The sequence below is a fragment of the Cyclobacterium roseum genome (genome assembly GCF_010119225.1).
Classification (GTDB): Bacteria; Bacteroidota; Bacteroidia; order Cytophagales; family Cyclobacteriaceae; genus Cyclobacterium; species Cyclobacterium roseum.
Map to the genome: position 1 here is coordinate 23,440 of NZ_WNKF01000011.1, position 26,773 is coordinate 50,212.

General features: G+C 46.8%; 24 protein-coding genes. 18 read left to right on the forward strand and 6 right to left on the reverse strand.

Translation table 11 applies throughout. The features are described 5' to 3' along the window. Nucleotides 1-6 precede the first annotated feature (6 nt). The 16 genes from GJQ68_RS15550 to GJQ68_RS15625 all read left to right on the forward strand — a co-directional run bounded on the left by GJQ68_RS15550 (nucleotide 7) and on the right by GJQ68_RS15625 (nucleotide 18,953). Nucleotides 7-1,512 carry a RagB/SusD family nutrient uptake outer membrane protein gene (locus tag GJQ68_RS15550; protein WP_162418230.1) on the forward strand — a complete coding sequence of 502 codons (1,506 nt, stop codon included), beginning with the start codon at nucleotides 7-9 and terminating at the stop codon, nucleotides 1,510-1,512. A 210-nt stretch (nucleotides 1,513-1,722) separates the two neighbouring features. Further along, entirely contained in the window at nucleotides 1,723-4,380 is a 2,658-nt protein-coding gene (locus GJQ68_RS15555; protein ID WP_162418231.1) for a c-type cytochrome, read from the forward strand. A 76-nt stretch (nucleotides 4,381-4,456) separates the two neighbouring features. Then, entirely contained in the window at nucleotides 4,457-5,254 is a 798-nt protein-coding gene (locus GJQ68_RS15560) for a 3-keto-disaccharide hydrolase (protein WP_162418232.1), read from the forward strand. A gap of 89 nt (nucleotides 5,255-5,343) precedes the next feature. Beyond that, complete coding sequence (locus GJQ68_RS15565; RefSeq protein WP_162418233.1) at nucleotides 5,344-6,408, forward strand: aldose 1-epimerase family protein; 1,065 nt, start codon at nucleotides 5,344-5,346, stop codon at nucleotides 6,406-6,408. Between the two features lie 34 nt (nucleotides 6,409-6,442). Next, a complete protein-coding gene (locus GJQ68_RS15570) occupies nucleotides 6,443-7,648 on the forward strand; it encodes a cupin domain-containing protein (protein WP_162418234.1) in 1,206 nt (401 codons plus the stop codon). Between the two features lie 173 nt (nucleotides 7,649-7,821). Then, on the forward strand, nucleotides 7,822-8,853 hold the full coding sequence (locus tag GJQ68_RS15575) for a sugar phosphate isomerase/epimerase family protein (protein WP_162418235.1): 1,032 nt from the start codon (nucleotides 7,822-7,824) through the stop codon (nucleotides 8,851-8,853). A 52-nt stretch (nucleotides 8,854-8,905) separates the two neighbouring features. Further along, nucleotides 8,906-10,060: a Gfo/Idh/MocA family protein gene (locus tag GJQ68_RS15580; RefSeq protein ID WP_162418236.1), complete on the forward strand. Its 1,155-nt coding sequence runs from the start codon at nucleotides 8,906-8,908 to the stop codon at nucleotides 10,058-10,060. Nucleotides 10,061-10,247: 187 nt separating this feature from the next. Next, nucleotides 10,248-11,135: an EboA domain-containing protein gene (locus GJQ68_RS15585; RefSeq protein WP_162418237.1), complete on the forward strand. Its 888-nt coding sequence runs from the start codon at nucleotides 10,248-10,250 to the stop codon at nucleotides 11,133-11,135. A 106-nt stretch (nucleotides 11,136-11,241) separates the two neighbouring features. Further along, on the forward strand, nucleotides 11,242-12,153 hold the full coding sequence (locus GJQ68_RS15590; RefSeq protein ID WP_162418238.1) for a TatD family hydrolase: 912 nt from the start codon (nucleotides 11,242-11,244) through the stop codon (nucleotides 12,151-12,153). Nucleotides 12,154-12,161: 8 nt separating this feature from the next. Then, nucleotides 12,162-13,061 carry a UbiA-like protein EboC gene (gene eboC / locus GJQ68_RS15595; RefSeq protein WP_162418239.1) on the forward strand — a complete coding sequence of 300 codons (900 nt, stop codon included), beginning with the start codon at nucleotides 12,162-12,164 and terminating at the stop codon, nucleotides 13,059-13,061. A 69-nt stretch (nucleotides 13,062-13,130) separates the two neighbouring features. Next, nucleotides 13,131-14,291, forward strand: a complete 1,161-nt coding sequence (locus GJQ68_RS15600) for a 3-dehydroquinate synthase (protein WP_162418240.1) — start codon at nucleotides 13,131-13,133, stop codon at nucleotides 14,289-14,291. A gap of 36 nt (nucleotides 14,292-14,327) precedes the next feature. Further along, on the forward strand, nucleotides 14,328-15,536 hold the full coding sequence (gene eboE, locus GJQ68_RS15605; protein WP_162418241.1) for a metabolite traffic protein EboE: 1,209 nt from the start codon (nucleotides 14,328-14,330) through the stop codon (nucleotides 15,534-15,536). Beyond that, nucleotides 15,533-16,909: an alkaline phosphatase family protein gene (locus tag GJQ68_RS15610; RefSeq protein WP_162418242.1), complete on the forward strand. Its 1,377-nt coding sequence runs from the start codon at nucleotides 15,533-15,535 to the stop codon at nucleotides 16,907-16,909. Before eboE ends, GJQ68_RS15610 begins: the two co-directional genes overlap by 4 nt. Nucleotides 16,910-16,956: 47 nt before the next feature. Further along, nucleotides 16,957-17,343: a transmembrane 220 family protein gene (locus GJQ68_RS15615; protein WP_162418243.1), complete on the forward strand. Its 387-nt coding sequence runs from the start codon at nucleotides 16,957-16,959 to the stop codon at nucleotides 17,341-17,343. Between the two features lie 67 nt (nucleotides 17,344-17,410). Further along, the gene (locus GJQ68_RS15620) at nucleotides 17,411-18,421 is read left to right on the forward strand and encodes an adenosine kinase (protein ID WP_162418244.1); all 1,011 of its coding nucleotides are present in this window, start codon (nucleotides 17,411-17,413) and stop codon (nucleotides 18,419-18,421) included. 130 nt (nucleotides 18,422-18,551) lie between these two features. Continuing rightward, nucleotides 18,552-18,953 (forward strand): hypothetical protein, encoded by a 402-nt coding sequence (locus tag GJQ68_RS15625; RefSeq protein ID WP_162418245.1) that lies wholly within the window; start codon nucleotides 18,552-18,554, stop codon nucleotides 18,951-18,953. 56 nt (nucleotides 18,954-19,009) lie between these two features. Here GJQ68_RS15625 and GJQ68_RS15630 read toward each other — a convergent pair whose 3' ends face one another. The 6 genes from GJQ68_RS15630 to GJQ68_RS15655 are packed head-to-tail and all read right to left on the reverse strand — an operon-like array spanning nucleotide 19,010 to nucleotide 24,465. Next, nucleotides 19,010-19,546 carry a hypothetical protein gene (locus tag GJQ68_RS15630; RefSeq protein WP_162418246.1) on the reverse strand — a complete coding sequence of 179 codons (537 nt, stop codon included), beginning with the start codon at nucleotides 19,544-19,546 and terminating at the stop codon, nucleotides 19,010-19,012. Further along, a complete protein-coding gene (mnmD, locus tag GJQ68_RS15635; RefSeq protein WP_162418247.1) occupies nucleotides 19,531-20,220 on the reverse strand; it encodes a tRNA (5-methylaminomethyl-2-thiouridine)(34)-methyltransferase MnmD in 690 nt (229 codons plus the stop codon). Before mnmD ends, GJQ68_RS15630 begins: the two co-directional genes overlap by 16 nt. Next, nucleotides 20,217-20,714 carry a 2-C-methyl-D-erythritol 2,4-cyclodiphosphate synthase gene (gene ispF, locus GJQ68_RS15640; RefSeq protein WP_162418248.1) on the reverse strand — a complete coding sequence of 166 codons (498 nt, stop codon included), beginning with the start codon at nucleotides 20,712-20,714 and terminating at the stop codon, nucleotides 20,217-20,219. The genes mnmD and ispF overlap by 4 nt, the downstream gene beginning before the upstream one ends. A 37-nt stretch (nucleotides 20,715-20,751) precedes the next feature. Next, a complete protein-coding gene (locus tag GJQ68_RS15645; RefSeq protein ID WP_162418249.1) occupies nucleotides 20,752-21,990 on the reverse strand; it encodes a M16 family metallopeptidase in 1,239 nt (412 codons plus the stop codon). A 50-nt stretch (nucleotides 21,991-22,040) separates the two neighbouring features. After that, nucleotides 22,041-22,253, reverse strand: coding sequence for a heavy-metal-associated domain-containing protein (locus tag GJQ68_RS15650; RefSeq protein ID WP_162343436.1), 213 nt, complete (start codon nucleotides 22,251-22,253; stop codon nucleotides 22,041-22,043). Between the two features lie 4 nt (nucleotides 22,254-22,257). Beyond that, nucleotides 22,258-24,465 (reverse strand): heavy metal translocating P-type ATPase, encoded by a 2,208-nt coding sequence (locus GJQ68_RS15655; protein ID WP_162418250.1) that lies wholly within the window; start codon nucleotides 24,463-24,465, stop codon nucleotides 22,258-22,260. Nucleotides 24,466-24,637: 172 nt separating this feature from the next. On the opposite strand from GJQ68_RS15655, the gene bshC reads away from it, so the two are divergent. Together bshC and GJQ68_RS15665 are read left to right on the forward strand one after the other, a co-directional pair. Then, nucleotides 24,638-26,236, forward strand: a complete 1,599-nt coding sequence (bshC, locus tag GJQ68_RS15660; RefSeq protein ID WP_162418251.1) for a bacillithiol biosynthesis cysteine-adding enzyme BshC — start codon at nucleotides 24,638-24,640, stop codon at nucleotides 26,234-26,236. Further along, nucleotides 26,193-26,768, forward strand: a complete 576-nt coding sequence (locus tag GJQ68_RS15665) for a 5-formyltetrahydrofolate cyclo-ligase (protein ID WP_162418252.1) — start codon at nucleotides 26,193-26,195, stop codon at nucleotides 26,766-26,768. Before bshC ends, GJQ68_RS15665 begins: the two co-directional genes overlap by 44 nt. The last annotated feature ends 5 nt before the right edge of the window (nucleotides 26,769-26,773 follow it).

Below are 26,773 nucleotides of genomic sequence, written 5' to 3' on the forward strand. Positions count from 1 at the left end.
TGAAAAATGAAAAAAATAAATATCATCCTGGCGTTTTTGGGAATCATGCTGTCAAGCTGTGAAGAGTTCTTGACCATTGCCCCGGAAACAGCCCTCAGCTCTGCTACTTTCTATCAGACAGAGTCTGATTTTGAACAAGCGGTGAATGCAGCCTATGCCCCATTAAGAACCATTGCCGATAACCGGTCCTGGTTGCTATGTGAAATGCGGTCCGATAATACGATTTATGCACGAAATATCAACTTTGGAGCTACCGAGCAGCAGGAAGATCTTTCCGATCATGCCCTGCCAGAAGCACAGGGGATCACCTCCAATACGCACGTGCTGAATCAATACCGGCAGGACTACCTGATCATTGCGAGAACCAACGAAATATTGTCTCAAATAGACGATGTAGAATTTGATCAGGCGTCTAAGGATAACCTGAAAGGTCAGGCCCTTTTCTTGCGTGGATATGCCTATTATGAATTGGCCCGTTACTTCGGAAGTGTGCCCTTGCACCTTACTCCGGTTACTTCCAGAGAGGAAGCAGCATTGCCTTTAACACCCGAAGCTGAAATTTATACTCATTTGATCGGTGACATTCAGTCTGCTGTTAATTTATTGCCCGTTCGATCCCAGCAGGGAGTGGGAAGGGCATCCAAGGGAGCCGCTCAGATGTTATTGGCGGATGTGTTTATCACCCAGAAGCGCTGGGGAGATGCAGAAACCCTGCTCAAAGCCATCGAGACCAGCGGTGAGTACGAGTTGATACCCAATTACGAAGATGTATTTTCTGAAAGCGTGGGAAATAAAAACAATGCAGAATCACTGTTTGAGATTCAATACCTGGAAGGTCCGGAAGGATTGAACAGTGACTTTTTGTATGCGTTTATGCCACGTCCCATTTCTCCCGATGAGTTGCAACCCATCACCGGCACTTCTAATCCGCAACCGTTGGATGGAGAAGGAAACAATATCCCTACTCCGGACATCATTGCTGCTTTTGAAGAGGGCGATTTGAGAAAGGATGCTTCCATCGCCTACGTTGAAATTGCGGGTAGTGACCGTGACGATAAGGTATATCCTTATATTAAAAAATATGCCAAGCATCATGACTTGCATGGCAATCACGGGATGAATTGGCCCATTTACCGCTATGCGGAGGTCTTGTTATTCCTAGCCGAGGCACTGAATGAGCAGGGTAAAACCGAAGAAGCTGCTGGCTACCTGAATCAGGTGCGAAGCCGGGCCGGATTGGACGATACCAATGCTTCCGGACAGACCGATATGCGAGAAGCCATCTTTAACGAACGAAGGGTGGAATTGGCCTTTGAAAACAAAAGGTGGTTTGACATCACCCGTGCCGACAGGGTGCAGGAAATCATTGGCGATTTTGGGCAAAGGGCTTTAGCCAATCCACAGGACTATTACTATCCTGAGGGAGCTACCTTCCGATCCAATGCCTTTACCAATATCACCAAATACTATGCTTTACCAGCTGCCGAAGCAGAGATCACGCCTCACTTTTAACAATGCTGTAGGCTTGGAAACGAAATAATCCAACCTGATAGATACAGCGGGAAGCCCATTTGCTTTCCGCTGTTTTTTGGTTAATTATGATCAAAGGTTTAAATTCCACTTTACTGGCTTTATAAAGCAGTGGATTTGGGTTAAATTTAGAGTTGTTTCCCGGGCTTTTAAAATGCCTAAGAGGAGAAATTGCCAATTAATAATAACTATATGTATACCAAAAACTCAATGAAAAACTGGCTGATGGCTGCATTGATCCTCCTGTTTGCAGGATCCTGCGGCCAGGGTGGCGGCGACCAAAAAGAGGTTGACCCCAAAGTTGCCAAGTTGAAATTGCCCTCCGGCTTCGAGGCGGAGCATCTCTACAGCCCTGGGGATAATGAACAGGGCTCCTGGGTGGGAATGACCTTTGATGATAAGGACCGATTGCTTACGGTGGACCAATATGGAGCCATCTATCGGCTGGAGGTTCCGGCCATCGGGTCTGATTCGCTGACACCAAAAGTAGAAAAACTCATAATAGGAGAAAACGGCGACGGTAAGATCGGTATGGGCTATGCCCAGGCACTCTTATATGCCTTTAATAGTCTCTATGTGATGGTCAATCACCGGGCAAACGATGACTTTGACAAAAACACCGGCATTTACAGGCTACAGGATACCAATGGAGACGATCAATTTGATTCCATAACCATGCTCAGAGAATTTACCGGTAGCCCCGGTGAGCACGGGCCGCACAGTATGGTGGTTTCTCCGGATGGCGAATCCATTTACCTGGTGGTAGGAAATCACATTGACGTTCCGGAAATGGATCATTACCGAATTCCCCGGGTTTGGGAAGACGATAACCTCATTCCGGAAATCAAAGACCCCAGAGGTCACGCCAATAGCCGGGGAGCACCGGGAGGATGGATCGCTAAAATTGACCCCGAAGGTACCGAATGGGAATTGATTAGCGTGGGTTATCGTAACCCCTTCGATATCGCCTTTAATGAGGTAGGAGATTTGTTTACGTATGATTCCGACATGGAGTGGGATTTTGGAATGCCCTGGTACCGGCCTACCCGTATCAATCACGTGACCAGCGGGAGTGAATACGGCTGGCGAACCGGTAATAAAAAGTGGTCTCCCAACTACACCGACAACTTACCGGCAATTTTGAATATTGGTCAGGGGTCCCCCACGAATGTGTTCTACGGGACCAATGCCAAATTTCCGGCAGAATACCGAAATGCGCTTTACGCATTTGATTGGAGTTTTGGTATCATGTACAAAATTAATCTGACACCTGAGGGCGGCTCTTATGCCGCTACCGGTGAAGAGTTTATTTCGGGATCGCCACTTCCGCTTACCGATGGCGTGATTGGTCCTGATGGGGCCCTTTACTTCATGACCGGAGGTAGAAGGTTGGAGTCGGACCTGTACCGGGTGCATTATACCGGAGACTTAAGCGATGATGGCAACGGAGGACTGACCGAGGCCGATTTGCCGGAAGCGCACAACATTCGAAGGAGCCTGGAGGCATATCATGAAGGTCCACAAGCAGGTGCTATTGATTTTGCCTGGCCTTATTTGAGTCATGAGGATCGATTTGTTCAGTATGCAGCGAGAATTGCGGTAGAGCACCAACCCCTTTCCGAATGGCAAAGTAAGGCCTTGAATGAAACCGACCCAAGAGCACTTACCCAGGCGATTATTGCACTGGCCAGACACGGAAATGCTTCCCAGCGAAATGCCATGCTGCAGTCGCTGATGGGAATCGATTACGCATCCCTGAATGAAGAAGACCGGCTGAACCTTTCCAGGGCGGTAGAAGTGGTCATCGCCCGGCATGGAAATCCAACCGGTGGCGTGCGGACCCAGTTAATCAGTTACCTGGACGCTCATTTCCCGGCGGAAAGCAACAGTTTAAATCGGGTTCTGGGTAAAGTCATGGTAGCGTTGGAAGCCCCATCGGCGGTACCACAGCTATTGGGATTGTTAGAAAACGCGGAGGACGATCCGAACTTTCAGAAGACACTAACGGCTTCTTCGGACCTGATCATGAGAAATCCCCAATACGGGTTGGATATAGCCAATATGCTGGCCAATGTTCCACCTGCCCAGCAGACCTACTATGCGACCGTATTGGGAGGTGCCAAGGCAGGATGGGATGAGGAGTCCTACGAGAAGTATTTTAACTGGACGCACAATGCTTTTCAATACAAGGGCGGAAGAAGCTATGTGGGCTTTATTGATCGCGCCAGAAAAATGGCTTTGAGTACCGTTCCGGAAAATAAATTTGAACAATACGATGAGCTTTCCGGTGGCAAACTTCTGACCGGCTCGGGCAATGATATTGCCGTATCCGAAGTTCAACCAGAGGGTCCGGGTAGAAGGTGGACGGTAGAAGAGGCCGCACCATTGGTAGAAGACTTGAGCAACAGGGATTTGGAAAAAGGAAAGGCCATGTACGGGGCCGCCCTTTGTAGTTCCTGTCATGCCATAGGTGGAGAAGGGGGAGCGGTAGGTCCTGACCTGACCCAATTGGGCAATAGGTTTACTCCGAAGGACATTCTGGAGGCTACTCTTGACCCAAGTGCGGTGATCTCAGATCAATATGCGGCGATGGTATTCGTTATGGGAGACAAATCTTCTGTAGTAGGTAGGTTGATCAGGGAAGATGATGACACCTATTACGTGTCCCAGAATCCCTTTGCTCCCGAAGTGATCAAGGAGGTGCCTAAGGATGAAGTCACCAGCATCAAGGAGTCAGAAGTATCCGTGATGATGCCGGGACTGGTAAACCGTTTAAACGAAGAAGAATTAAAAGATTTGATGGCTTATCTGGTCTCAGGAGGTAATCCAAACCACGAAGTTTATCAATAAGTATTGCTTATATAATTGTTTTCAGGCCAGGCAGCAATTGTTTGGCCTGAAAGCATTCAACCTAAATCAGCATGCAATGAAGAAATATACTCAATTAGCCTTCCTGGCTGCATTTTCCACAATGGCCTTTGCTTGTGGATCGGGGCAGCAAAATGATTCCGAGACCGAAAGCGTCGCCCAAGCCGTTCAGAGTGAGGATGACAACGATGGTTTTGTTCAAATTTTTGATGGGAGCACTTTGAATGGCTGGGATGGCGATGCTACCTATTGGCGCGTAGAAGACGGAACCCTGGTGGGAGAAATTACCGAAGAAACCAAGTTGGAAAGAAATCATTTTATTATCTGGCAAGGGGGGCAACCGGGAGATTTTGAATTCAAGGCCGAGTTTAAAATCACTGAGGCTGGCAATTCCGGTGTCAATTATCGTAGCGAAATGGTTGAGGATCTCCCCTTCGCACTACGTGGCTATCAGGCCGATATTGACGGTAAAAACAATTACACCGGTCAAAATTACGAAGAAAGAAAGCGGACCACGCTTGCATACATCGGACAGAAAACGAAAATCAACCCCCAGGAAACGGAGGGCGATCTCCGAGCCAATGTGGAGCGGAATGCCTGGTTGGGGCTGGAAGTAGTAGAAGAACTTGGTGACAGGGAAGAAATGAAGCAGGTAGTAAATTCCAATGACTGGAATGAGATTCATATTGTAGCCAAAGGAAACAGACTGCAACATTACATTAATGGCACACTGATGAGTGATGTAACCGACGAGGATCCTGCAAATAGGTCCATGAAGGGATATTTGGGCATGCAGGTACATGTGGGGCCTCCCATGCAGGTAGCCTACCGAAATATATTTTTGAAAGAACTTTAGTAGTGAAGCTATCCTATCTGGAGAGATACCAGAAAGAACAGGATAGTTAGGATAACTTAAAGCCATATATTGTACAAAAACACAGATTTATGGATTCCGGATACAATCCCTGGAATGGAAAAGTAGGTAGTGTTCGTCAGATAGGCGGAATCGAAACCAGCGTTTTGGATAACGGTCCCGGACGTGGTGTTCGTGTGGCCTGGATCGATACCGGGGCCGGATTGCGCTACCAGGTGGTTCTTGACCGAGGTATGGATATCAGTGCTGCTTTTTTTCGGTCGCAAAGTCTGGCATGGCTTAGTCAGGTCGGAATCACAGCACCTTCCCCTTTTTCGGACAAGGGCCTGGATTGGCTTCGGACCTTTGGTGGAGGCTTGCTCACGACTTGTGGGTTGAGTCATGTAGGAGGCCCCGAGGAGGATGAGCAGGGTCATCGGGGATTGCACGGAAGGATTTCAAATAATCCGGCAGAAATCATCGAAATCAAACAACCGGATATTCTTGGCGGCGACTTGAACATGCAGCTAACAGGCATTATTCGGGAAAGCAGTGTGTTTGGCCCGCATTTGGTCTTAAAGCGCACCATTACCGGGATTTTAGGACAACCTTACTTGAAGATAACGGATGAAGTCATCAATGAGTCCAATGTGGAAGTTCCCCATATGTTGCTTTACCATGTGAATTTTGGCTGGCCTTTGGTGGATGAGGGGAGCCGGATCGTGTGGAAGGGCTCCTGGAAGTCCAGGGATGGAGATGCTCAGAACCGGATTTTCAATCCCAAAAATGACTTCAAAACCTGCCCGCCCCCATTGGAAGATCATGCAGGGTTTGGGGAAGACGTAGCATTTATCGATCCGGAGGTAGAAAGTGATAATCGCTGTCGGGCGGGCATCTATAATTCCTCTCTGGGTTTTGCCCTTAGGATGACTTTTGATAAACGCCAATTACCCAGCCTGGTTAACTGGCAACATTGGGGAAAAAATGAATACGTTACTGCCTTGGAACCTGGCACCCATCCGCCGATAGGGCAGGCCAAAGCCAGAGAAGACGGCTCCTTGATCATGCTCAAACCAGGTGAAAAACGTACCTATGACCTCATGCTGGACGTTTTGACGGACAGCAAAGGGCTTAAATCCTTTACAAATACGAAATAAGTAGCATTACAAACAATAAATCAAATAAGAACCTATGAGTTTGGCAAAAAAAGCAATAGAAGAAGGACAGGGGATTTTGCGCCTGGCACCTACTTGGGTACCCAGATCTTTTTGTGTTCCCGGAAGGAGGATAAAATTACACCCGGATGATTATTACGTGTTGGGTGGGGAACGAGGAGGAATCGATGAACGATGGCTTTCTTCCACCACCGCTGCCGAAAATGGACCCCTTACCGGGAAAGATGAAGGGTTGAGCAAAGTAATTGTTGGGGCTGAGGGCAAGGAGGAACAAATCCTGCTTAAGGATGTAATCGAAGAACTTCAAGGTGAAATCATAGGATCCCGAATTTGGGACGAGCACCAAAGCTGGCCCATGTATTCCAAGTTTTTTGATAATATGGGGCCCCTGCCGCACCACATTCATCATAACGATGAGCACGCTGCTAAAATCGGGATGAAAGGAAAGCCGGAAGCCTACTATTTCCCGCCGCAGTTGAATAATCACGGAGGAGATTTCCCCTATACCTTTTTTGGGATCGCTCCGGGTACTACGAGAGAGCAAATCAAGGAATGTCTGATGAATTTCAATAAGGGGGACAACAAGATCACCAGTTTCTCCCAGGCATTTAAACTGGATCCGGGAACGGGTTGGGATGTGCCTCCGGGGATGCTGCATGCACCCGGTAGCATGTGTACCTACGAGCCCCAAAAGGCATCCGATGTTTTTGCCATGTACCAGTCTCTGGTCAATGAAGCCATTATTCCCGAAGAACTCCTTTGGAAAGGAACACCGAAGGACCGGATGGGAGATTACGATCAGCTGATGGAAGTTATTGACTGGGATTTGAATGTGGATCCAAACATCCTGGAGACCCGGTTCATGGCTCCTGTTCCTGTAAAGGATACCGCTGCCATGGAAGCGGAAGGTTTTATTGAAAACTGGATTTGCTATCGATCAGATGCTTTCAGTGCCAAAGAGCTGACGGTTATGCCCGGACAAACGGTCACGATAAAGGACAATGCGGCTTATGGTATGATCATGATGCAAGGTCATGGGACCATGGGCGTATGGGATGTGGAGACCCCTGCCCTGATCCGATACGGACAATTGACCCATGACGAATATTTTGTAACGGAAAAAGCGGCCAGGGAAGGAGTAAAAATCAGCAATCACTCTAAAACCGATCCGATTGTGATGCTCAAACATTTTGGTCCCGGAAATCCAGACCTTAAATTATAAGTATCGCCTTATTTATAGGGGCAGAATCCTCTTTTATACTGGGATTCTTTCAGTTATTTATTAAATTGAAGGGGATTTTTGGAGGAAGATCTCCGGTAACATGCTGAGGCTTCCTCTTTAACAGAGCTTTATTTTAATTTCAATCAATTATTCATAGTAAAAAAAATAATATTATGTCCCAAAATAATTTTCCAAAGTTACATAATGCCACCTGGCCTGGAATTGTAGGAAAGGGGCCGGATTCGGAACCCATCATTTCCTTTGATGAGATGCTGGAAAACACCGCCAAAGCGGAAGTTGACGGAGTAAAGTTTGATGGAGTGGACATAGGTCTTTTTGACCCTCATATCGATCTGGAAATGGACGACGATGGGGTAAAAAAGCTTGTTGACAAGGTGTCTTCCTACAATCTGGAAATTGGCTCAGTAGTGGCTCCTATCTGGGGAGGTCCCATACTGGGTTCCAAAGAAGACCGGGCCACCTACCTGGATTTACTGGAAAAATCCTGTAAACTAGCTTCAAAGCTCCGGGAAGCAGGAATCCGACCCAATGGCATTGTCCGGGTGGATACGGCCAGTAGCCCGGAACAATGGGCCAAAGATCCGAAAGGAAGCCAAAAGATCATCGTAGAGACCTTTAAGGAGGCCTGTAAAATTGCTGAGAATTACGGGGAAAAGTTAGCTGCCGAAGGCGAAATTTGCTGGGGAGGCATGCACAGCTGGAAGACCATGCTGGAAACACTGGAGTCTGTAGACAGTCCCTACCTGGGTTTTCAGGCAGACATGGCGCATACCCTATTATATACCCTGGGCTACAACTATCCGGAGCATAGAATTTTACCGGAGGGCTACGATTGGAAGGATAAATCCGTATGGAAAGCGGCATTAAAGGAAATGACCGATGCCTTGCGTCCCTGGACCATCGATTTTCACGTGGCTCAAAATGATGCCACCGTTTTTGGTTCAGGATCTCATGATAAGACCGGCAGGCATTGCCTGGCTAATGATCCTAATGGAAAATTGGATATTGCCGAAGACGCAGGATACTGGCTGCGAGATGAGAAAGGAAATCTCACCAAAGCTTTTAACCACATTTGCTGGGATGGTTGCATGTTCCCCAATGCGGTGATGAGCAAGCAGGACACCTGGAATAATATTCTAGCAGCATTGATTCAGGTTAGAGAGGCGCACGGCTGGAAAGCCTAAGTCCGATTCTTGTTTTGAATAGATTCGATTTTCCAAACAAAAAATGTTAACCATGTCAGAAAAAAAGCAAATACGAATAGGATTGATCGGTACGGGTTTGATGGGAAGAATTCATACCAACGGATATAAACGATTAGGGGATTTTTTTCCCGAATACGAATACCGGCCGGTATTGCAAGTGGCCTGCTCCAGACGGGAGGATAAAATTAAGGCCTTTGCCGAACAGTGGGGCTATGCCTCCTACGAAACCGACTGGAAAAAAGTCATTGCGCGGGACGATGTGGATGCCATTGACATCTGTACGCCTAACGATTCGCATGCCGAGATCGCCATTGCCGCTGCCAAGGCAGGGAAGATGATTTTGTGTGAAAAACCGCTTTCCCGAACCCTGGAAGAAGCCAAGGAGATGGTCAAAGTGATTGAAGCTACGGGCGTAAAAAATACGGTTTGGTATAATTACCGTAGGGTACCCGCGGTTACCCTGGCCAAGCAATTGGTAGATTCCGGAAAATTGGGTAAAATTTTCCATTACCGGGCCAATTTTCTTCAGGACTGGACCATCAGTCCGGACCTTCCTCAAGGTGGAGACGCTTTGTGGAGGCTGGATGCCGATGCGGCTGGTTCCGGGGTAACGGGAGACCTGCTGGCGCACTGCATTGATACGGCCATGTGGCTGAATGGGGGGATTAAAGATGTGTCCGGTATGGCGGAGACCTTCATTAAAGAACGGGTACATCAAGAAAGTGGCGAGAAGAAAAAAGTTGGCATAGACGATGCCTGTACCTTCCATTGCCATTTTGACAATGGTTCGCTGGGGCTGTTTGAGGCTACCCGCTATGCCAGAGGGCATAAAGCATTGTATACCTTTGAAATAAATGGAGAACATGCGTCCATTCGCTGGGATTTACACGATTTGAATCGCCTGGAATATTTTGATCACCGGGATGAATCGGTGGTTAGAGGATGGCGATCCATTCACGTCACCGATGCGGATCAGCCGTATATGGACCGTTGGTGGATACCCGGTACCAGTATTGGCTACGAACATTCGTTTATTCATCAGGTGGCTGATTTCTTTAAAAGCCTGGAAGGAGACGAACCGTGTTCGCCTACTTTTAAGGATGCTTACGAAACCCAAAAGGTTTGTCAGGCCGTGTTGGATTCGGCAGCCTCCAGAACATGGAAAGATACCGGCGTGGATTGGTAGTTTTCCCTCCGATCGGATACGCTTTTGTTATCGTTTAAAATCCAGGCCTTTTTTAAAACAAAAGGTCTGGATTTTTTCTTTTTCCTTGCTTTATACTTTTGACAAAAAATATGATTATTCTCAGTTTCAAAAAATGAAAATGGAATAAGTGTTATATTTACCGAGAATTTAACTGATCGTTTGACTTATGCATAACCTAAGCGCTACCAGGCAATTTCTAAAGGATCTTCTATCGGATGCGGCATCCGCCCAAGCCATGGATTGGTTGAGTACCCAGGTAGAAAAAATTAAAAAAGCAGATGGACAGATGAAGTTTTTCCTGGCTTTTAGCCAGGCATCCAGGCATTTCTCAAAGGAAGTGCTGAATTTGTCAGAACAAAAGGAACTGGAAGCAAGGAAAATCCGAGCTGGATTTCAGCCGGGTTCCTGGACGGTTTTACAAACGGCCCGAACCTTATTGGTATTGGAAATTGCTTCTGAGACAGCAGGGGATTGGATCCATACACTGGATCGGCTCTTCGAATCGGCGGATATGCATGAGCAGGAGGCTTTGTATGCCGCGCTTCCCTTGTTGCCCATTCCTGAAAAACATACCCATCGGGCTGCCGAGGGCATTCGAACCAATATAACCTCCGTTTTTGATGCGGTGGCATTGGAAAACCCCTACCCTTCGGAGTTTTTGGATGAGCCAGCCTGGAACCAACTGCTGCTAAAGGCGATCTTTATGCAACGACCCCTCTACCGGATAGTGGGTGCCGATCGGCGGGCAAACATCAGGCTTGCGAAAACGCTGGTGGATTACGTGCACGAACGCTGGTCAGCCGGGAGGAATGTCATCCCGGAATTATGGCGTTTTCTGGCACCCTTCGTGGACGAAGAGGTTTTGGGTTTATTAGAAAAGGTATTAGAGGAAGGAAATGATTTGGAAAGGAAGGCGGCTGCATTGGCCTGTTCTTCCGGTGAGCATCCTGGTTGTGTGATTCTGCTATCCAAATATCCGGATTTACAGGAAATGATCGCAAGAGGAGACCTCTCCTGGGAGGGGATCGGAAAGGAATACGATGCGGAAAGATAGGTTCAGCTTTCTTATTTGCCGCTTCCTTAGGAAATGACCCGTTCACCGGGGATTGTTATGAATTGGATTAAAAAAAGATTAGGTTAGCAAATAAAATTAATTCGTTATGATGTACATCGATCCACATATACACGTTACCTCCCGGACTACAGATGATTACGAAGCCATGCAGAAGGCAGGGATCGTAGCGGTCATTGAACCGGCGTTTTGGTTGGGACAGCCCCGCACCAAGGTGGGTAGCTTTCAGGATTATTTCAGCAGCCTGGTAGGTTGGGAACGTTTTCGGGCCAAGCAATTTGGTATCGTTCATTACTGTACCATTGGCTTGAATAGCAAGGAGGCCAATAATGTAGCCTTGGCGGAAGAAGTCATGGAGTTGTTGCCGCTGTATGTTGGTAAAGAGGGAGTGGTGGCGATTGGTGAGATTGGGTATGACGACCAAACGGAGGCAGAAGACCGCTTTTACCGCTTGCAGCTGGAGCTTGCCAAAGACGTGGATCTTCCGGTGATGATCCATACTCCCCATCGGGATAAGAAGAAAGGAACCATCCGGAGCATGGATGTGAGTGAGGAACACGGCCTGGATCCGGGAATGGTCATCGTCGATCACAACAACGAAGAAACGGTGAAAGAAGTGCTGGATAGAGGCTACTGGGCGGCGTTTACCATCTATCCCCATACCAAAATGGGAAGTGAGCGAATGGTGGAAATAGTCAGAGAATACGGGCCGGACCGCATCATCGTGGATAGCGCGGCGGATTGGGGTATTAGCGATCCGCTGGCGGTGCCAAAGACGGCCGATTTGATGTTGGAAAAAGGAATTCCGGAGGAGCATGTGCGGATGGTTTGTTATCAAAATGCATTGAAGGCATACGGACAAAGCGGGCAGATGGAAGAAAAAGACTGGCTGGAAAAAGAACCCATCGATCAAACCAAAAAACATGGAGGAAGTACCGTCTTGAGAGGGGGACAAAAACCCAGGGTGGACAATGATTCCTCGAATATCATAGAGAATTGAATCGGTCGATGCGATCCTTAATTGCTCACATCAGACTCACCCGCCCGGCTAATATTATCACGGCAATAGCCGATATTTTGGCCGGTGCGGCCATCTTAGGTGCGGCTTATTTCCTTATACAGGAAAGCCAGTCAGAATGGTGGGGCGATCTTGGCTGGTTGGTTCTTGCCACGATTGGTCTCTATGGTGGCGGGGTGGCATTTAACGATGTCTTTGATGCCGAATTGGATAAAAAGGAGCGTCCGGAACGCCCCATTCCCAGTGGGCAGGCGAGCGTTAAAAGTGCGGGCTGGATGGCCTTTTTATTGCTTTTGATGGGTGTGTTAGCCGCTTGGCAGGTTAGTTTGCTTTCCGGAGTCCTGGCCCTGGCGGTAGCCCTTTTGGCCCTTTTGTACGATGTCTGGGGAAAACACCAAACCCTTTTTGGGCCTATAAATATGGGCCTATGCAGAACAGGAAACCTGCTTTTGGGTATGAGTCTGGTTCCAGGGGCGGTGCAGCAATTTGCCTACATTGGATTGGTTCCGCTGGTTTATGTCGCCGCCATCACCATGGTCAGCCGCGGAGAAGTGCATGGGAAAAACACCCGTGCATTGTATGGCGGGTTGGTCATGTACGCGAGCATCCTTTTATTTATCGCCGGGTTGGCTTACATTCAGAAAGATCATTTTTGGGAAAGCCTTCCCTTTCTGGTCTTACTGGCCTATTTTATTTTCCCTCCCTTGGTGAAAGCAATAAAGAAGCAAGAACCGGCACTGATTGGCAAATCCGTGAAGGCGGCAGTACTCGCCTTAATCCTTGTAAATGCTTCTCTTGCGGCGGCTTTTTCCGGTTGGCTGGTGGGTTTGATCATTTTGTTACTATTGCCGGTATCCTTGCAATTGGCCAAGGTATTTGCCGTCACCTGATGAACCAAAAAGGGGATTAATTACTTATATTAATGAAATGAAACGTTCGGCGGAATCGTCTAGTTAAAAATGGAAAAAAGAGTGCATCAATCAATTGAGCAGGTTTTCAGTGTCCCGTTTACCTACCAGGTTTTTTTTACGGAAAATTTATTTTCTTCCGCTAACGGTCTTTTTACAGATTTAGTAAAAGGGGACAAAGTTCCCAAGGTATACCTGGTTTTGGATGAAGGAGTGGTCCGACATCATCCCGGTCTGCTAGCTGGTATCAAAACCTATGCCGCTGAAAACAGCGACGTATTTAACTTGTGTGCAGAACCCCTGGTAGTGCCTGGTGGGGAGCAGGTGAAAAACGATCAGCAGTATTTTCAGCAGGTTTTAAAGGCCACGCATGAATACGGAATAGACAGGCATTCCTATATCGTTGGATTAGGGGGAGGGGCCCTGCTGGACATGGTCGGTTTTGCCGCCACGATAGCCCATCGAGGGATTCGCCACATTCGCATTCCCACCACGGTGCTTTCACAAAATGATTCGGGCGTTGGGGTTAAAAATGGCATCAATGCTTATGGTAAGAAAAATTACCTGGGGGCTTTTGCTCCCCCCTATGCCGTGATTAACGATGCGCAATTCCTGCAGACCCTGGAGGAGCGGGATTGGCGTTCCGGAATTTCGGAGGCGCTAAAGGTGGCCTTGATCAAAGACGCTTCCTTTTTTGTATGGATAGAACAGCAGGCGCTGGATTTGATGGATAAAAATCATTCCTCCATGCAGGAGTTAATCTACCGCTGTGCCCAGATGCACATGGACCACATTGCTTCCGGGGATCCCTTTGAAGCGGGTTCTTCCAGGCCGCTGGACTTTGGACACTGGTCTGCACATAAACTGGAGCATTTGAGCGATTACCGAATACGTCATGGAGAGGCAGTCGCCATAGGTATTGCCCTGGACACCACGTATTCCTTTTTGGCGGGAATGATTTCTGAAAACGAACTGAACAGGGTGCTGGATGTCATCGTTAAACTTGGTTTTGAGTTATATGTTCCGGAATTGTCCGGAGATTCCCTATTAAAGGGCCTGGAAGAATTCAGGGAACACCTGGGGGGAGAATTAACCATCATGCTTCTGGATAAAATTGGTAGCGGAGTAGAAGTTCATCAAATGGACCCGGCGTTGGTACGCAATGCCGTTGAAAAATTAAATCAATTACAATTAGCTAATTCCAGGGCCTAATCCCTATTTTTAAGTTAATCAAGTAGAACCTGAAACATGCGCATTGCCGATTATCATTTAACCTATTGCACCAATATTCATCCCGGAGAAAGCTGGGAAGCAACCTTTACCAACCTCAAAGATTACGTTCCACCGATAAAAGAAAGGCTGTCCGCAAAACAGCTCTTTGGAATCGGTTTGAGGATTTCGGACGAGGCAAGCAGGGAATTAATGGAGCCCGGAAAATTAGGCGAGCTCAAAAGCTGGCTGGAAGCGAATCATTGCTACGTGTTCACGCTAAATGGTTTCCCCTTTGGTGGCTTTCACCGGCAGGTCGTAAAAGATGAGGTGCATCATCCCGACTGGACTACTCGTGATCGGGTCACCTACACCCTCCGACTATTCGATATCTTATCAGCCATTATGCCCTCCGGCATGGATGCGGGCATTTCCACTTCTCCATTAAGCTACAAACACTGGCACAAAACTCCGGAAGCATTGGAACAGGTAATGATCCAATCTTGCGATCACCTGTTGGAAGTGGTGGACCGTTTGTACCTCCTGAAAAAGGAAAAGGGTCAGTTGCTCCACCTGGATATAGAACCAGAACCCGACGGGATCATTGAGAATTCGGCAGGGTTAATCCAGTTTTATAAAAATTGGTTGCTTCCAAGAGGGATGAGGCTGTTCGGTGAAAAATATGGAATGGCTGCAGCGGCTGCCCGGGAACTTATTCTGGATCATATACGGGTTTGTTACGATGTGTGTCACTTTGCAGTGGCTTATGAAGATCACGATGCCGTCCTGAAGACGTTTAAGGAAGAAGGCATCAAAATTGGTAAATTCCAGCTCAGTGCCGCCTTGAAAATATCGATACCTGAAAAAATGGGGGAGCGAAAAACAGTAGAAAAGGCATTATTGCCCTTTGTGGAATCTACCTATTTGCACCAGGTCATCGGAGTCGAAAGGGATGGCACCCAACACGCTTATCCGGATTTACCGGATGCCTTGTTGAAGCTATCAGAAACGGAAGAAGTCGAATGGAGGATCCATTTCCATGTACCGGTATTTTTATCCGGTTACGGTACCTTACAATCCACCCAGGAGGATATTCTTACCGTTTTAAAATTAAATGAAAAAGGGCAGTATTCTGCGCAGCTTGAAGTGGAAACCTATACCTGGGAGGTGTTACCCGAAGACATTCACCTGTCGTTGGGACAATCCATTACCCGGGAGCTGGATTGGGTGAAAAAACAAATCACATGAAGAAAACAGTTGTACTCAACGTAGTGGCACTATCGGGAAGGATCCTGGGAAAACACACCCCCTTCCTCAGCCAGTGGGTAAAAAAACGAAAACAAGCGTCTATTAAACCGGTACTTCCCGCCGTTACCTGTTCGGCGCAGTCCGTTTACCTGACCGGTAAATGGCCTGCCGAAAACGGGGTTGTGGGAAATGGCTGGTATTTTAAGGATGAATGTGAGGTCAAATTCTGGAGGCAATCCAATCACCTGGTCCAGTCATCCAAAATCTGGGATGCGCTGAAGGCCGAAAACCCCGATTTTACCTGTTCCAATATGTTTTGGTGGTACAATATGTATTCTTCGGTGGATTATGGGGTTACGCCGAGACCCTTGTATCCATCCGATGGCCGAAAATTGCCGGATGTTCATAGTCAACCCATGGATTTGCGGGATCGCCTACAGAAAGAGCTGGGCCAGTTCCCCTTGTTTTCCTTTTGGGGGCCCAATGCCAATATTTCTTCTTCCAAATGGATAGCGGAAGCGTCTATGAAAGTAGACGAATGGCATGATCCCACCCTTACCTTTATTTACCTGCCTCACCTGGATTATGGCTTGCAAAAACACGGAACTGATTTTGATTTCATTGGGAAGGATCTGGAGGAGATAGACGCGTTGTGTGAGCGATTAATTACCTATTACGAGCAGCGAGGTGCGGAGATTATCTTACTCTCCGAATATGGAATCACTTCCGTAAACAAGCCCATCCATATCAACCGGGCCCTTAGAAAAGAAGGCTATATACAGGTAAAGGATGAGTTGGGATTGGAGACCCTGGATGCAGGCACCTGTAAGGCATTTGCCGTTTCAGACCACCAGTTGGCGCATATATATATCAATGATCCGTCGGAAAAAGAAGCGGTCAAAAAACTGATAGCTTCCCTGCCGGGCGTTGAAAAGGTGCTGGATGAGGAAGGGAAAAAAGAATACCACCTAAACCACGAACGGGCAGGTGATCTGGTAGCCGTAGCAGACAAAGACTCCTGGTTTACCTACTATTATTGGCTGGATGATGCAAAGGCACCGGACTATGCGCGTACGGTAGATATCCATAGGAAACCCGGCTACGATCCGGTCGAAATGTTTGCCAATCCGGAAATTCCCTTTCTGAAAGGAAAATTAGGTTGGATTTTGCTCAAAAAGAAACTGGGATTCAGATACCTGATGGACGTGATCCCTTTACAGGCTGACTTGGTAAAAGGCTCCCACGGACGAATTAGCGAGAATCCCCTGGACTGGCCCGTTTTGATTCTACCCGCAAACTCCACCGATACGGAAGATGAAGTCAGTCCGATCGATGTGTATTCCTTGATTTACGATCAGGTCATGAGAAAATGACTGTTTTGGATACGTTTTATTTCTAAAATAAGTAACTTACATATCCTATGACAAAAGGTTGGAAATGGTTTTTCGGTATCAGTTCGCTGCTGTTTTTATTGTTTGCCTTTTGGCAGATAAATGATCCGGACCCAATGTGGTGGGTACCCGTGTACCTGATTGCCGCCCTAACTTCCGGGTTTGCTTTTTTTGGAAAATTTAGCGTGAACCTACTGGTCTTCTTCACCTTTAGTTATTTGATTGCTGCGGTATTCTTCTGGCCGGATAATATCCTGGGATGGATAGGGGAAGAGTGGCAACAAAAAGACCTGTCCATGAAAACCACGGCCATGGAAACAAATCGGGAATTTTTTGGCTTAACGCTGTCAGCAATTCTCTTTGCGCTGCAGGCAATTATCGGAAGGAGAAAAAGGCTTTTGGAAAATCAGAATTAAAAGGAGCTGGACGCTTGATCCTTAAAATTTGGCCACTTTGCTGGCTTGAAAAAATAAATCATAAAACATGACGAAAAAATACGATGTGACGGGTATGGGAAATGCCCTGGTGGATATAGAGTTTGAGGTAAGCGATGCCTTTCTGGAAACGAATGGTATTGAAAAAGGTCTGATGACGCTAGTCGATGAAGAACGTCAGGGAACGCTAATGACGGCCATTCATACTAAAACTTCCAAGCTGCAATGTGGTGGATCCGCCGCCAACACCGTTATCGCTCTCAGTCAGTTCGGAGGAAAATCGTACTACTGCTGCAAAGTGGCAGACGACGAACTGGGTAGGTTTTTTATGGAGGATCTTCGGGAATCCGGAGTGAACCATAACCTGGATCCTTATCAGTTGGAAAAAGGCATTACCGGTAAATGCCTGGTAATGGTAACGGCTGATGCTGAAAGAACCATGAATACCTTTCTGGGGATTACTCAAACCTTTTCAGCATCCCAACTGAATCTCGAAGCCATCAAAGACTCCAGGTACCTGTATATCGAAGGGTACCTGATCACTTCTCCTGATGCCAAAGCGGCCATGCTTAAGGCAAAACAAGTAGCCAAGGAAAACGGCGTAAAAGTAGCCCTTACCTTTTCGGATCCTGCGATGGTCAAGTATTTTGGAGCCGGTTTTGAGGAGGTGATCGGTGATGGGGTGGACCTGCTTTTCGCCAATGAAGAAGAGGCCATGTTGTACACCGGCGAAGAAACCCTTCTTGAAGCAAGGGAGGCGATGAAGAAGCTGGCAACCCGTTTTGTCATTACCCAGGGTAAAAATGGAGCGATGATCTACGATGGCGAAACATTTATAGACATCGAACCTTACCCGACCCGGGCTGTGGACAGCAATGGTGCCGGGGACATGTTTGCCGGGGCCTTTCTTTATGGGATTACCAATGGCCATTCCTACGCTTCCAGTGGAAAATTAGCCAGCATGGCTTCCTCCAGAATAGTCAGCCAATTTGGTCCCCGCCTTACCTGGGATGAGGCCAGAGAAATCTTGGATCGGCTCAAGCCGGATCAAGAGGCATAAAGACCGGTAAAACACGTGATAACTTGTAAGTTATAAATGTCTTTGACCTGTTAAATTTTTGTCAAAGTTGCTTTTATAGCTATTAATGGATAAATTGTTTTACATATTCGTAAACCCAAACCGTTTTATCATGACAAGTTACGCAAATTCAAAAATGTTATTTCGTTTTGGCCTACTATTGTTGGCCATGGGCTGTCTGGTTTTCTTCCAGGCCGAAGCTTTTGAAAAAGAAGGCGATGGAGAAGAAATAAGTGTTAGCGGAGAGGTTTTGGATCTTTCCTGCTTTATGGCTAGTGGTGCCAAAGGAGAAGGACACAAAGGCTGCGCTGAAAAATGCATGGCTAATGGCATGCCTATTGGATTGCTTGGCTCAGATGGCAAAGTCTACCTCCTGGTAGAGGATCACAAAAATGCCAGCCCATATCAATCATTAAAGGAACTTGCTGCGGCAAATGTGGAGGTAACTGGAAATTATTTTGTAAGAAACGGGATGCCTGGTATCGTAATTAAGACCGTATCAAAAAAGGGTTGATTTATTAAAAAAGGTTAGATATATGTATAGGGGCGGGAATATTTCCGTCCCTTTTTTTATTCCTCGAACACGACATATGTAAAGGAATAGTCGGTGCGTACCAGACTGTCCGTTTCCGATGGAAGGTAATGTAAATCAAATAGCACGTGGTTTAGATCCAGTGCGTTGTTGATAACTACCTGGTAAGCTTGTTCCCCGATTTTGGTGAGAACGTAATCGGGGAATTCCGGAAAAGTAAATTCGATTTCACCGCTATATGCCAATGGAAACCGCGCTTTGAGATAGAATTTATCCTCAAATAGGAAGGCATCCTGTATGTGCGGATAAAATTCATTGTAGATCCGTTTTTCATCCACCAATAAACTTTCAAAAACAGTGATTTCGTCATCCAGATATTGTTGCCTGGTACTGTCACCATTTTTGACTTCGACCCACCCGTCAAGATGTGCCGAAGCTTGGTTATCCTGAATAATAATCTCCTTCCTTGTGCTATTTTCGGAGGTTTTCTCCTTCTTTTTTGGCTTACAGCCTAAGGTACCCAGCCAGCAAAGCAGGAATAACGGGAAAACTACCTTATTTAGCTTTTTTTCCATGCCCGGGTCATTTCTTTTTTACCCGGAGGTCCAGGCACCTCATCCAGGGTTAGCCCCAGGGATTGAAGGTTCTTTTTGAGATGGCCTGCTGCGCAGTAGGTTACAAAGGTAGCACCGGGATTCATACTGGCATGAATTTTTTCAAGTAGCGGTTTCTCCCATAGTTCGGGTTGTTTTTTAGGAGAAAAGGCATCAAAGTAGACAATGTCAGTAGGATAAAGTTGGACATCCTGCAAGGAAATGCTCTCCTTTTTGATGTTAAAATAGTCCGTTAAAGGCTTCCCGGTGTCCCATTCCATTTTGTGCAGCTTTCTGAAATAGCCGTTGTAGTGAGTGAGGGTTTCATCTAGCTGGGTATAATTTAAGGACTCGTAGATTTTTTCCGGAAGAGGAAAGGGTTCTATGGTGTGGTACAATACGGGAACCTGATTTTGTTCTGCCCAAATCAAGGTAAGCCAGGCATTGAGGCCGGTACCAAAGCCCAGCTCAAAAATCCGGATAGGAAACTTACCCCGGTTCCGGGCGTACCAGGCTTCCAAGCCATAAAGTAGAAATACGTGGATGGACTCCCGATAGGCACCATGGGAAGAATGATAGCTTTCGTTGAGTTCCGGAAGGTATACCGAGTGGGAACCGTCTTCCGTAGTAATGATTTTGGGTTCCTGCTTGTTCATTTGATGGGTTGATTTGGCTGGTGAATTAAAGCCACACAATAGGCAGATACTCCTTCTTGCCTGCCCACAAAACCCAAATTTTCCGTGGTCGTTGCCTTAATGGAAATCTGGTTTTCGGTTACATGCATTACTTCCGAGAGGCATTTTTTCATTTCCGGGATAAAGGGATTGATTTTTGGCTTTTGAAGGCAAATGGTGGCATCCAGGTTTCCCAGAACATAGCCGCTACCCGCGACCAGCCTCATGACTTCTTTTAATAATAATTTACTGTCAATTCCCTTGTACTGGGGATCCTGATCTGAAAAGTGGTAGCCAATGTCGCGCAGGTTGGCCGCTCCCAGGAGGGCGTCACATATAACATGTATTAGCACGTCAGCATCCGAATGCCCCACGGCCCCTTTGTCATGGGGAATTTTAATTCCACCCAACCAAAAATCAACGGTTTCTTCCAGTTGATGGACATCGTAACCAAAACCGACTCGAAAATTATTCATGATATCGTATGTTAGTCCCGGAACTTCTCGGACCAGGTTAATTCTTACATTTATAATAAACTACTGAAGCCAAATCATTGCTTAGGTAGGCAGTAGATGCCTCCCTGATTTCTTCTGCTGAAATGGCTAATTTCCGGTCAAATTCCGTCTGGATTAAAGAGGGATCGCCCAATGAGGCATAATAGGCCAGCTTCATGGCCCGCCCCAGCAACGATACCGACTCGAAAGTAGTCATTGCCTCTGACTGGTTCTTTATCTTTTGAAGGACCTGCTCTGGAAAAACGTTTTGCTTTAAGGTGTCGACAATTTTATCCAGCTCTTCCTCTGCTTTTTCGGCCGGAATGCCTTTTTCCATTTTACCGGTAAACACCATGAGCCCGGGGTCTATGTTGCCCAAAACGTACGCCTGGCAACTGGCAAAATATGCGCTGTTTTTCACCAGTTTTTGCTCCAATACCGAGGATCTTCCGAAACTTAAAATATCGGTAATTAAATCGCAGTGCAGGTAGGCATCATCCAGCCTACCGGGAATCCGGTATACTTTGTATAGTGCCTCAGTAGGTACCTCTGCGAATACCTGCTTGCTTCTTTTTTCTTTTTGGGGAGGTTCGGAAACAGGCGTAGAAATCTGATGCAAACTCGCCGGAATTTCACCAAACCAGTGAGCTACCTTATCCCGGACTTCGTCAAATGTTACTTTCCCGGCAATGCACAAGACGGCATTATTGGGGGAGTAATGGTGCTGATAGAACTGCAGCAAATCCTTTTTTTCCAGTAGCTCGATATCTTCTATTTGTTGTCCGATGGTAGGCCAGCGGTAAGGATGTTGCTCATAGGCCAGGTTTCTGACATGGTGCATGGCATCCCCATAGGGCTGGTTGAGATACCGCTGTTTAAACTCCTCCATGACCACTTGCTTCTGAGTCAGCACTTGCGGGTCATTCAAGTTCAGGTGCAGCATTCGGTCAGATTCCAACCAAAGTGCCGTATCCAGATTGACCGCCGGAAGGGTAATGTAATAATTGGTAATGTCCGTATTGGTAAAGGCATTACTGGAGCCCCCCACCCTTTCCAGTGCGCTGTCAAATTCAGGAACGTGTTGCGAACCGGAAAACATCAGGTGTTCAAAATAGTGAGCCAAACCGGTTTTACCAGCGGTTTCATTTCTGGAGCCTACCTTATAGAGTAGGTTGACAACGGCCATTTCCGATGTGGGATCTTCATGAACCAGCACCTGCAGGCCATTGTCTAATGTAAATTCTTTGTAATCGATCATAGAATAGGGTCAAAAGTAAGAAAATTTTGTCCCATCCGAAGCCTGTTTTTCTAAATTGATTCCCCCTTGTATCCTGATTTTTCCAAAGCAGCCTTGACGGATTCGGGATCGACTTTTTCGTTTACGGTTAGAATTCTATCCGGGGATTTGAGATCCACTTCCCATTGGTTTGGAGCGAGTTGATTCAGGGCCGGACTCACTGCAGCAATACACGCCGCACACTTGATGTTGGTTTTAAATTGCATGGATTTTTCGTTATTCATGGTTTTATTTGATTTTAGTAAATTTTAATCGAAGGCTATTGCTCACTACTGAAACAGAACTCAAGGCCATGGCGGCACCGGCAATCATGGGGTTTAGTAAAAAACCCGATATCGGATACAACAACCCTGCGGCGATGGGAATTCCGATGATATTATAAATAAAGGCCCAAAACAGGTTTTGGCGGATGGTTCCTACCGTTTGCGTGCTTAATTGTAACAGTTGAGGGACGCTTTTCAGGGATGAATGCATCAGGGTGACCTTGGCGGTTTCCATGGCAATGTCCGTACCCGCGCCCATGGCAATGCCTAAATCGGCGAGCACCAGGGCCTCGCTATCGTTGATACCATCACCGACCATGGCCACCTTATGCCCTTTTTTCTGAAGTTCCCGGATGTAGTTTCCTTTATCCTGGGGCAACATCCCACTTTGAAAATGCCGGATACCGACCGCTTGCGCCACAGAGGCGGCGGTTTTTTCCTGATCTCCGGTCAGCATGTGCACGGTGATCCCCATTTTTTCCAAGGTGGCGACGGCCTCTGCGGAGTCTTCCCGGATTTGATCGGATATGGCGATCCAACCCACCAGGCTAGCGTCTACAGCCAAATAAACAAGAATGCTACCCTCTTCCAGGGCTTTTTCTCCCGACTGGATCAGGTCGTCTTCCATGCCTACGCCCAAGGATAGCAGCCAGTTTTTCGTGCCAATACGGTAGGTTATTCCTTCGTAATGCGCGCTGACGCCTTTCCCGGTTTCAGACTGAAAATTTTCGATTCCCAACGATTTGTCAGAAGGCGTAAAATGCTGCGCAATAGCCGCAGCCAAGGGGTGTTCACTTTTAGACTCAAGTGCCTGAAAAACCCGGCTCAGCTGCGTTTTATCCACGCCTGTTTTCCACTTCACCGTTTTCACTGTGGGCTTTCCAAGGGTGATGGTGCCGGTTTTGTCCAGGATGAGGCTGTCTGTACGCTTCCCTCTCTCCAAACTTTCGGCATCCCGGATCAGAATCCCGTAGGAAGCTGCTTTCCCCATTCCCACCATGATGGCAGTGGGCGTGGCCAGGCCCAGCGCACAGGGACAGGCGATCACCAATACGGTAATTGCGGAGAGCATCCCCCGAACCACCGCTTCTTCCACACCACTGAATGTCCAGACAAAAAAGGTAAGCACAGCCAATCCCAGCACCACTGGCACAAAAACAGCCGTTACCTTATCTACCGTCTTCTGAATGGGAGCTTTGGAGCCCTGGGCTTGTTTTACCCGGTCAATGATGGCTGCCAACAACGTTTCTGAAGCGGATACGCTGGCTTTGAAAATAAAACTTCCTTTCTGGTTGATGGTACCGGCATAAACCGTATCCCCTGGTTTTTTTTCAACGGGAATCGGTTCTCCGGTAAGCATGCTTTCATCTACATAGGAATTGCCTTGTTCCAGAATTCCGTCCAGGGGTACCCGCTGCCCGGGTTTGATCATAATGACTTCCCCTATTTCCACCTCTTTCACAGGCAGGCTAAGTTCCTTACCATCCCGGATGGCGATTAGACGGTCAGGCTGCAGCCCGATCAGTTTTCTCAGTGCTTCCGATGTTCCCGCCTTAGCTCCTGCCTCCAACATTCGTCCTAATAAAATAAAAAAGACAATGACAGCGGCCGTTTCAAAATAGACGTGCGCGACGATGCCTCTTCCTTCCAGCCATTGGGGAAAAAAAGTGGCAAAAGTACTGTACAAGTAGGCAATTCCGGTACTCAATGCTACCAGGGTGTCCATATTCGCCTTACCGATTTTCGTCTGTTTGACGGCATTGGTAAAAAAAGCCCTTCCGAAAACGAAGAGGACTGGAGTTGTCAGAAGCCACATGATATAATTCCCATAGGGCATCTCCATCCAAAACATGCCAATCAGAAACACCGGCAGGGCCAATATGCCCGAGGCAATGGTGTTTCTACGCAGTTTTTTATAAGCCGCTTTTTGAACCTCTTCCAGGCTATCCTTTTCCTGCTGGTCAATCAGTAATTCATAGCCTACGGCATGTATATTTTTCCTGGCCTGATTCAGGTCGGTTATTTTTTCATCAAAAACCAGGGTGGCTGCTTGTGTGGCATAGTTCACACTGGCAGATTGAACACCCGGAGTTTCTTTCAGCATGGTTTCCACGCTTACGGCACAGGCAGCGCAACTCATACCTGATACTGGAATTTCGACGGTTTTACTCATAACTTAACGTTTCCCAAAATTACACAGGACAAGGTCACTACCTGTTATATAATTTTCAAAAAATTGTATAAAGGCATTTCTGATAAATCGATAAAAATGTTGAACTTTAACGTTGGTACGCAAGTTTTTAAACTTTATTTACTTCTGATAACCAGTCAAAATTGCACCTTTCATGATAAAATCCACCGTAGATCCTGCCTGTACGGGCTTATTTTCAGATTTATTTTTAGACTATATTGGGCAAAAGGATACACTAGCACCATTTTATCAGGAATATCCGGAATTAAACCGATTTAAAACGAGCCTAGAAAAGAAAGCCTTTTCGGAAGCGAAGCGACGGGTACTGGTGGATGCGTTACGGGAACAGTATAAAGGATTCGGGGAATCTGCGGTTACCCGCAATATTGAGAAACTGGCTGATCCGAAAACCTTCACCGTTACCACAGGCCACCAGCTTAACCTGATGACAGGACCCTCTTTCTTTATTTATAAAATTGTTTCCACCCTGCGACTGGCAGAAAAGTTACAGAAAGCGTATCCGGATTACCAGTTTGTTCCGGTGTACTGGATGGCCAGTGAAGATCATGATTTTGAAGAGATCAATCATTTTCATTTTGACGGGAAGAAATACACCTGGGAAACAAATCAGGAGGGTCCGGTAGGCGAGTTTGAAATAGACGACACCCTGAAAGACTTATTGAAGCAATGGGATTTTGTCCCCGCATTTTTTAAAGAAGCATATACCCAAAGCAAGTACCTGAAAGAGGCTGTCAGAAAATACGTTCATCACCTGTTTGCAGAAAAAGGGCTGGTAATCGTAGATGCCAACCATCAGGCACTGAAAAGGCAGTTTTTACCCATTATCAAGGATGATCTTTTTTATCAACGGGCCAATACACTTGTAAATGAGAGCAACGAATCCCTTGAGGCTGCCGGATACAAGACTCAGGTATTTCCCAGAGAAATCAATTTTTTTTACATGGAACCCGGGCGAAGGGAAAGGCTGGTACGGCAGGACGCGGAATTTCGTACCCACGATGGTAAAAACAAATGGACAGAGGCCGAAATGGAGGCCTTTTTAGAGACCCATCCGGAGAAGTTCAGCCCCAATGTGGTCATGCGGCCCTTGTATCAGGAAGTGATTTTACCCAATCTGGCCTATTTGGGAGGCCCTGCCGAGGTGGCCTACTGGTTTCAATTAAAAAAAGTTTTTGACCATTATAAGGTATCATTCCCCGTTCTTCTGCCAAGGAATTTTGCCATGATCATTCCGGGACAGGTGCAGCGGAAAATCGACAAATTGAGGATGAAACCAGAAGAACTTTTCCAGTCTATTGACCGACTGAGGATTGCCTATGTAAAACAGCACGCACCTGAAGACCTTTCTCTGAAAACAGAAAAAGAGCAGTTGAATCAACTGTTCGGGACCTTGGAAAAGCGGGCAAGCCGGCTGGACCCCACCTTAGAGGCTGCGGTAAAAGCAGCGCTCACTAGAAGCGATAAAATTCTGGACCAGGTAGCGGTTAAATTCAGGAAGGCCGAAGAAAAAAACCAAAAGGATGCCATCCGGCAACTAAGGGAAGTCAAGGCTTATCTCTTTCCAAACGGAACCTTGCAAGAGAGAAAGGTCAATTTTCTGGAATTTTACCTTAAGGATCCGGAAATGATTGAACAACTTTTAGGAAAATTTGATCCATTGGATTTTAATTTCATAATTTTGCAGGAGAATGGAAGCGAAGGAAGTACTCAGGAGAAGGTTCAAATCGGATAGAATAGCCCTGGGAAAAGAGGAAAGGGCTCTACGGTCTGAAAAAATTGCCCGTGAATGCATGAATTTTTTAGTCCAACGGAAAAAAATCCGGCATATTCACCTTTTTTTTCCTATCAAACGGCTTTTCGAAATCAATACGGTACTATTATTGCCTTTGTTATTTGAGAGAGGATATAAGGTCTACGGGTCCATTACGGATAAGCAATCACAACGCCTTCATACAGTTAAAATTGATGAAAGTACTGTTTTTCAGGATGATCAAATGGGTATACCTGTACCTCAAAATCCGGAATCAGCTCTCAATGAAGACATCGAATTGGTATTCGTTCCCCTTTTAGGGCTTGATGCCAAGGGTAATCGGTTGGGCTACGGAATGGGCTATTATGACCGGTTTTTTCGCATGCTAAAGCCGGGAGTACTTAAAGTCGGATTGTCCTACTTCCTTCCTTCCGGCGAATTGCCTACGGCAGGGCACGACGTGCCCTTGGATGCCTGTGTTTTTCCGGAAGGTAGTATGGTTTTTAATCAATAGTTTTT

Excerpts from the sequence above, each read along its gene's own strand:
- bshC (WP_162418251.1), top strand. The coding sequence starts at position 24,638 with ATGATAAAATCCACCGTAGATCCTGCCTGTACGGGCTTATTTTCAGAT.
- GJQ68_RS15565 (WP_162418233.1), top strand. The coding sequence starts at position 5,344 with ATGGATTCCGGATACAATCCCTGGAATGGAAAAGTAGGTAGTGTTCGT.
- GJQ68_RS15615 (WP_162418243.1), top strand. The coding sequence starts at position 16,957 with ATGACAAAAGGTTGGAAATGGTTTTTCGGTATCAGTTCGCTGCTGTTT.
- GJQ68_RS15655 (WP_162418250.1), bottom strand. The coding sequence starts at position 24,465 with ATGAGTAAAACCGTCGAAATTCCAGTATCAGGTATGAGTTGCGCTGCC.
- mnmD (WP_162418247.1), bottom strand. The coding sequence starts at position 20,220 with ATGAACAAGCAGGAACCCAAAATCATTACTACGGAAGACGGTTCCCAC.
- GJQ68_RS15630 (WP_162418246.1), bottom strand. The coding sequence starts at position 19,546 with ATGGAAAAAAAGCTAAATAAGGTAGTTTTCCCGTTATTCCTGCTTTGC.
- GJQ68_RS15665 (WP_162418252.1), top strand. The coding sequence starts at position 26,193 with ATGGAAGCGAAGGAAGTACTCAGGAGAAGGTTCAAATCGGATAGAATA.
- GJQ68_RS15555 (WP_162418231.1), top strand. The coding sequence starts at position 1,723 with ATGTATACCAAAAACTCAATGAAAAACTGGCTGATGGCTGCATTGATC.
- GJQ68_RS15580 (WP_162418236.1), top strand. The coding sequence starts at position 8,906 with ATGTCAGAAAAAAAGCAAATACGAATAGGATTGATCGGTACGGGTTTG.
- GJQ68_RS15585 (WP_162418237.1), top strand. The coding sequence starts at position 10,248 with ATGCATAACCTAAGCGCTACCAGGCAATTTCTAAAGGATCTTCTATCG.
- eboE (WP_162418241.1), top strand. The coding sequence starts at position 14,328 with ATGCGCATTGCCGATTATCATTTAACCTATTGCACCAATATTCATCCC.
- GJQ68_RS15550 (WP_162418230.1), top strand. The coding sequence starts at position 7 with ATGAAAAAAATAAATATCATCCTGGCGTTTTTGGGAATCATGCTGTCA.
- GJQ68_RS15570 (WP_162418234.1), top strand. The coding sequence starts at position 6,443 with ATGAGTTTGGCAAAAAAAGCAATAGAAGAAGGACAGGGGATTTTGCGC.
- GJQ68_RS15600 (WP_162418240.1), top strand. The coding sequence starts at position 13,131 with ATGGAAAAAAGAGTGCATCAATCAATTGAGCAGGTTTTCAGTGTCCCG.
- GJQ68_RS15575 (WP_162418235.1), top strand. The coding sequence starts at position 7,822 with ATGTCCCAAAATAATTTTCCAAAGTTACATAATGCCACCTGGCCTGGA.
- ispF (WP_162418248.1), bottom strand. The coding sequence starts at position 20,714 with ATGAATAATTTTCGAGTCGGTTTTGGTTACGATGTCCATCAACTGGAA.
- GJQ68_RS15610 (WP_162418242.1), top strand. The coding sequence starts at position 15,533 with ATGAAGAAAACAGTTGTACTCAACGTAGTGGCACTATCGGGAAGGATC.
- GJQ68_RS15560 (WP_162418232.1), top strand. The coding sequence starts at position 4,457 with ATGAAGAAATATACTCAATTAGCCTTCCTGGCTGCATTTTCCACAATG.
- eboC (WP_162418239.1), top strand. The coding sequence starts at position 12,162 with ATGCGATCCTTAATTGCTCACATCAGACTCACCCGCCCGGCTAATATT.
- GJQ68_RS15650 (WP_162343436.1), bottom strand. The coding sequence starts at position 22,253 with ATGAATAACGAAAAATCCATGCAATTTAAAACCAACATCAAGTGTGCG.
- GJQ68_RS15645 (WP_162418249.1), bottom strand. The coding sequence starts at position 21,990 with ATGATCGATTACAAAGAATTTACATTAGACAATGGCCTGCAGGTGCTG.
- GJQ68_RS15590 (WP_162418238.1), top strand. The coding sequence starts at position 11,242 with ATGATGTACATCGATCCACATATACACGTTACCTCCCGGACTACAGAT.
- GJQ68_RS15625 (WP_162418245.1), top strand. The coding sequence starts at position 18,552 with ATGACAAGTTACGCAAATTCAAAAATGTTATTTCGTTTTGGCCTACTA.
- GJQ68_RS15620 (WP_162418244.1), top strand. The coding sequence starts at position 17,411 with ATGACGAAAAAATACGATGTGACGGGTATGGGAAATGCCCTGGTGGAT.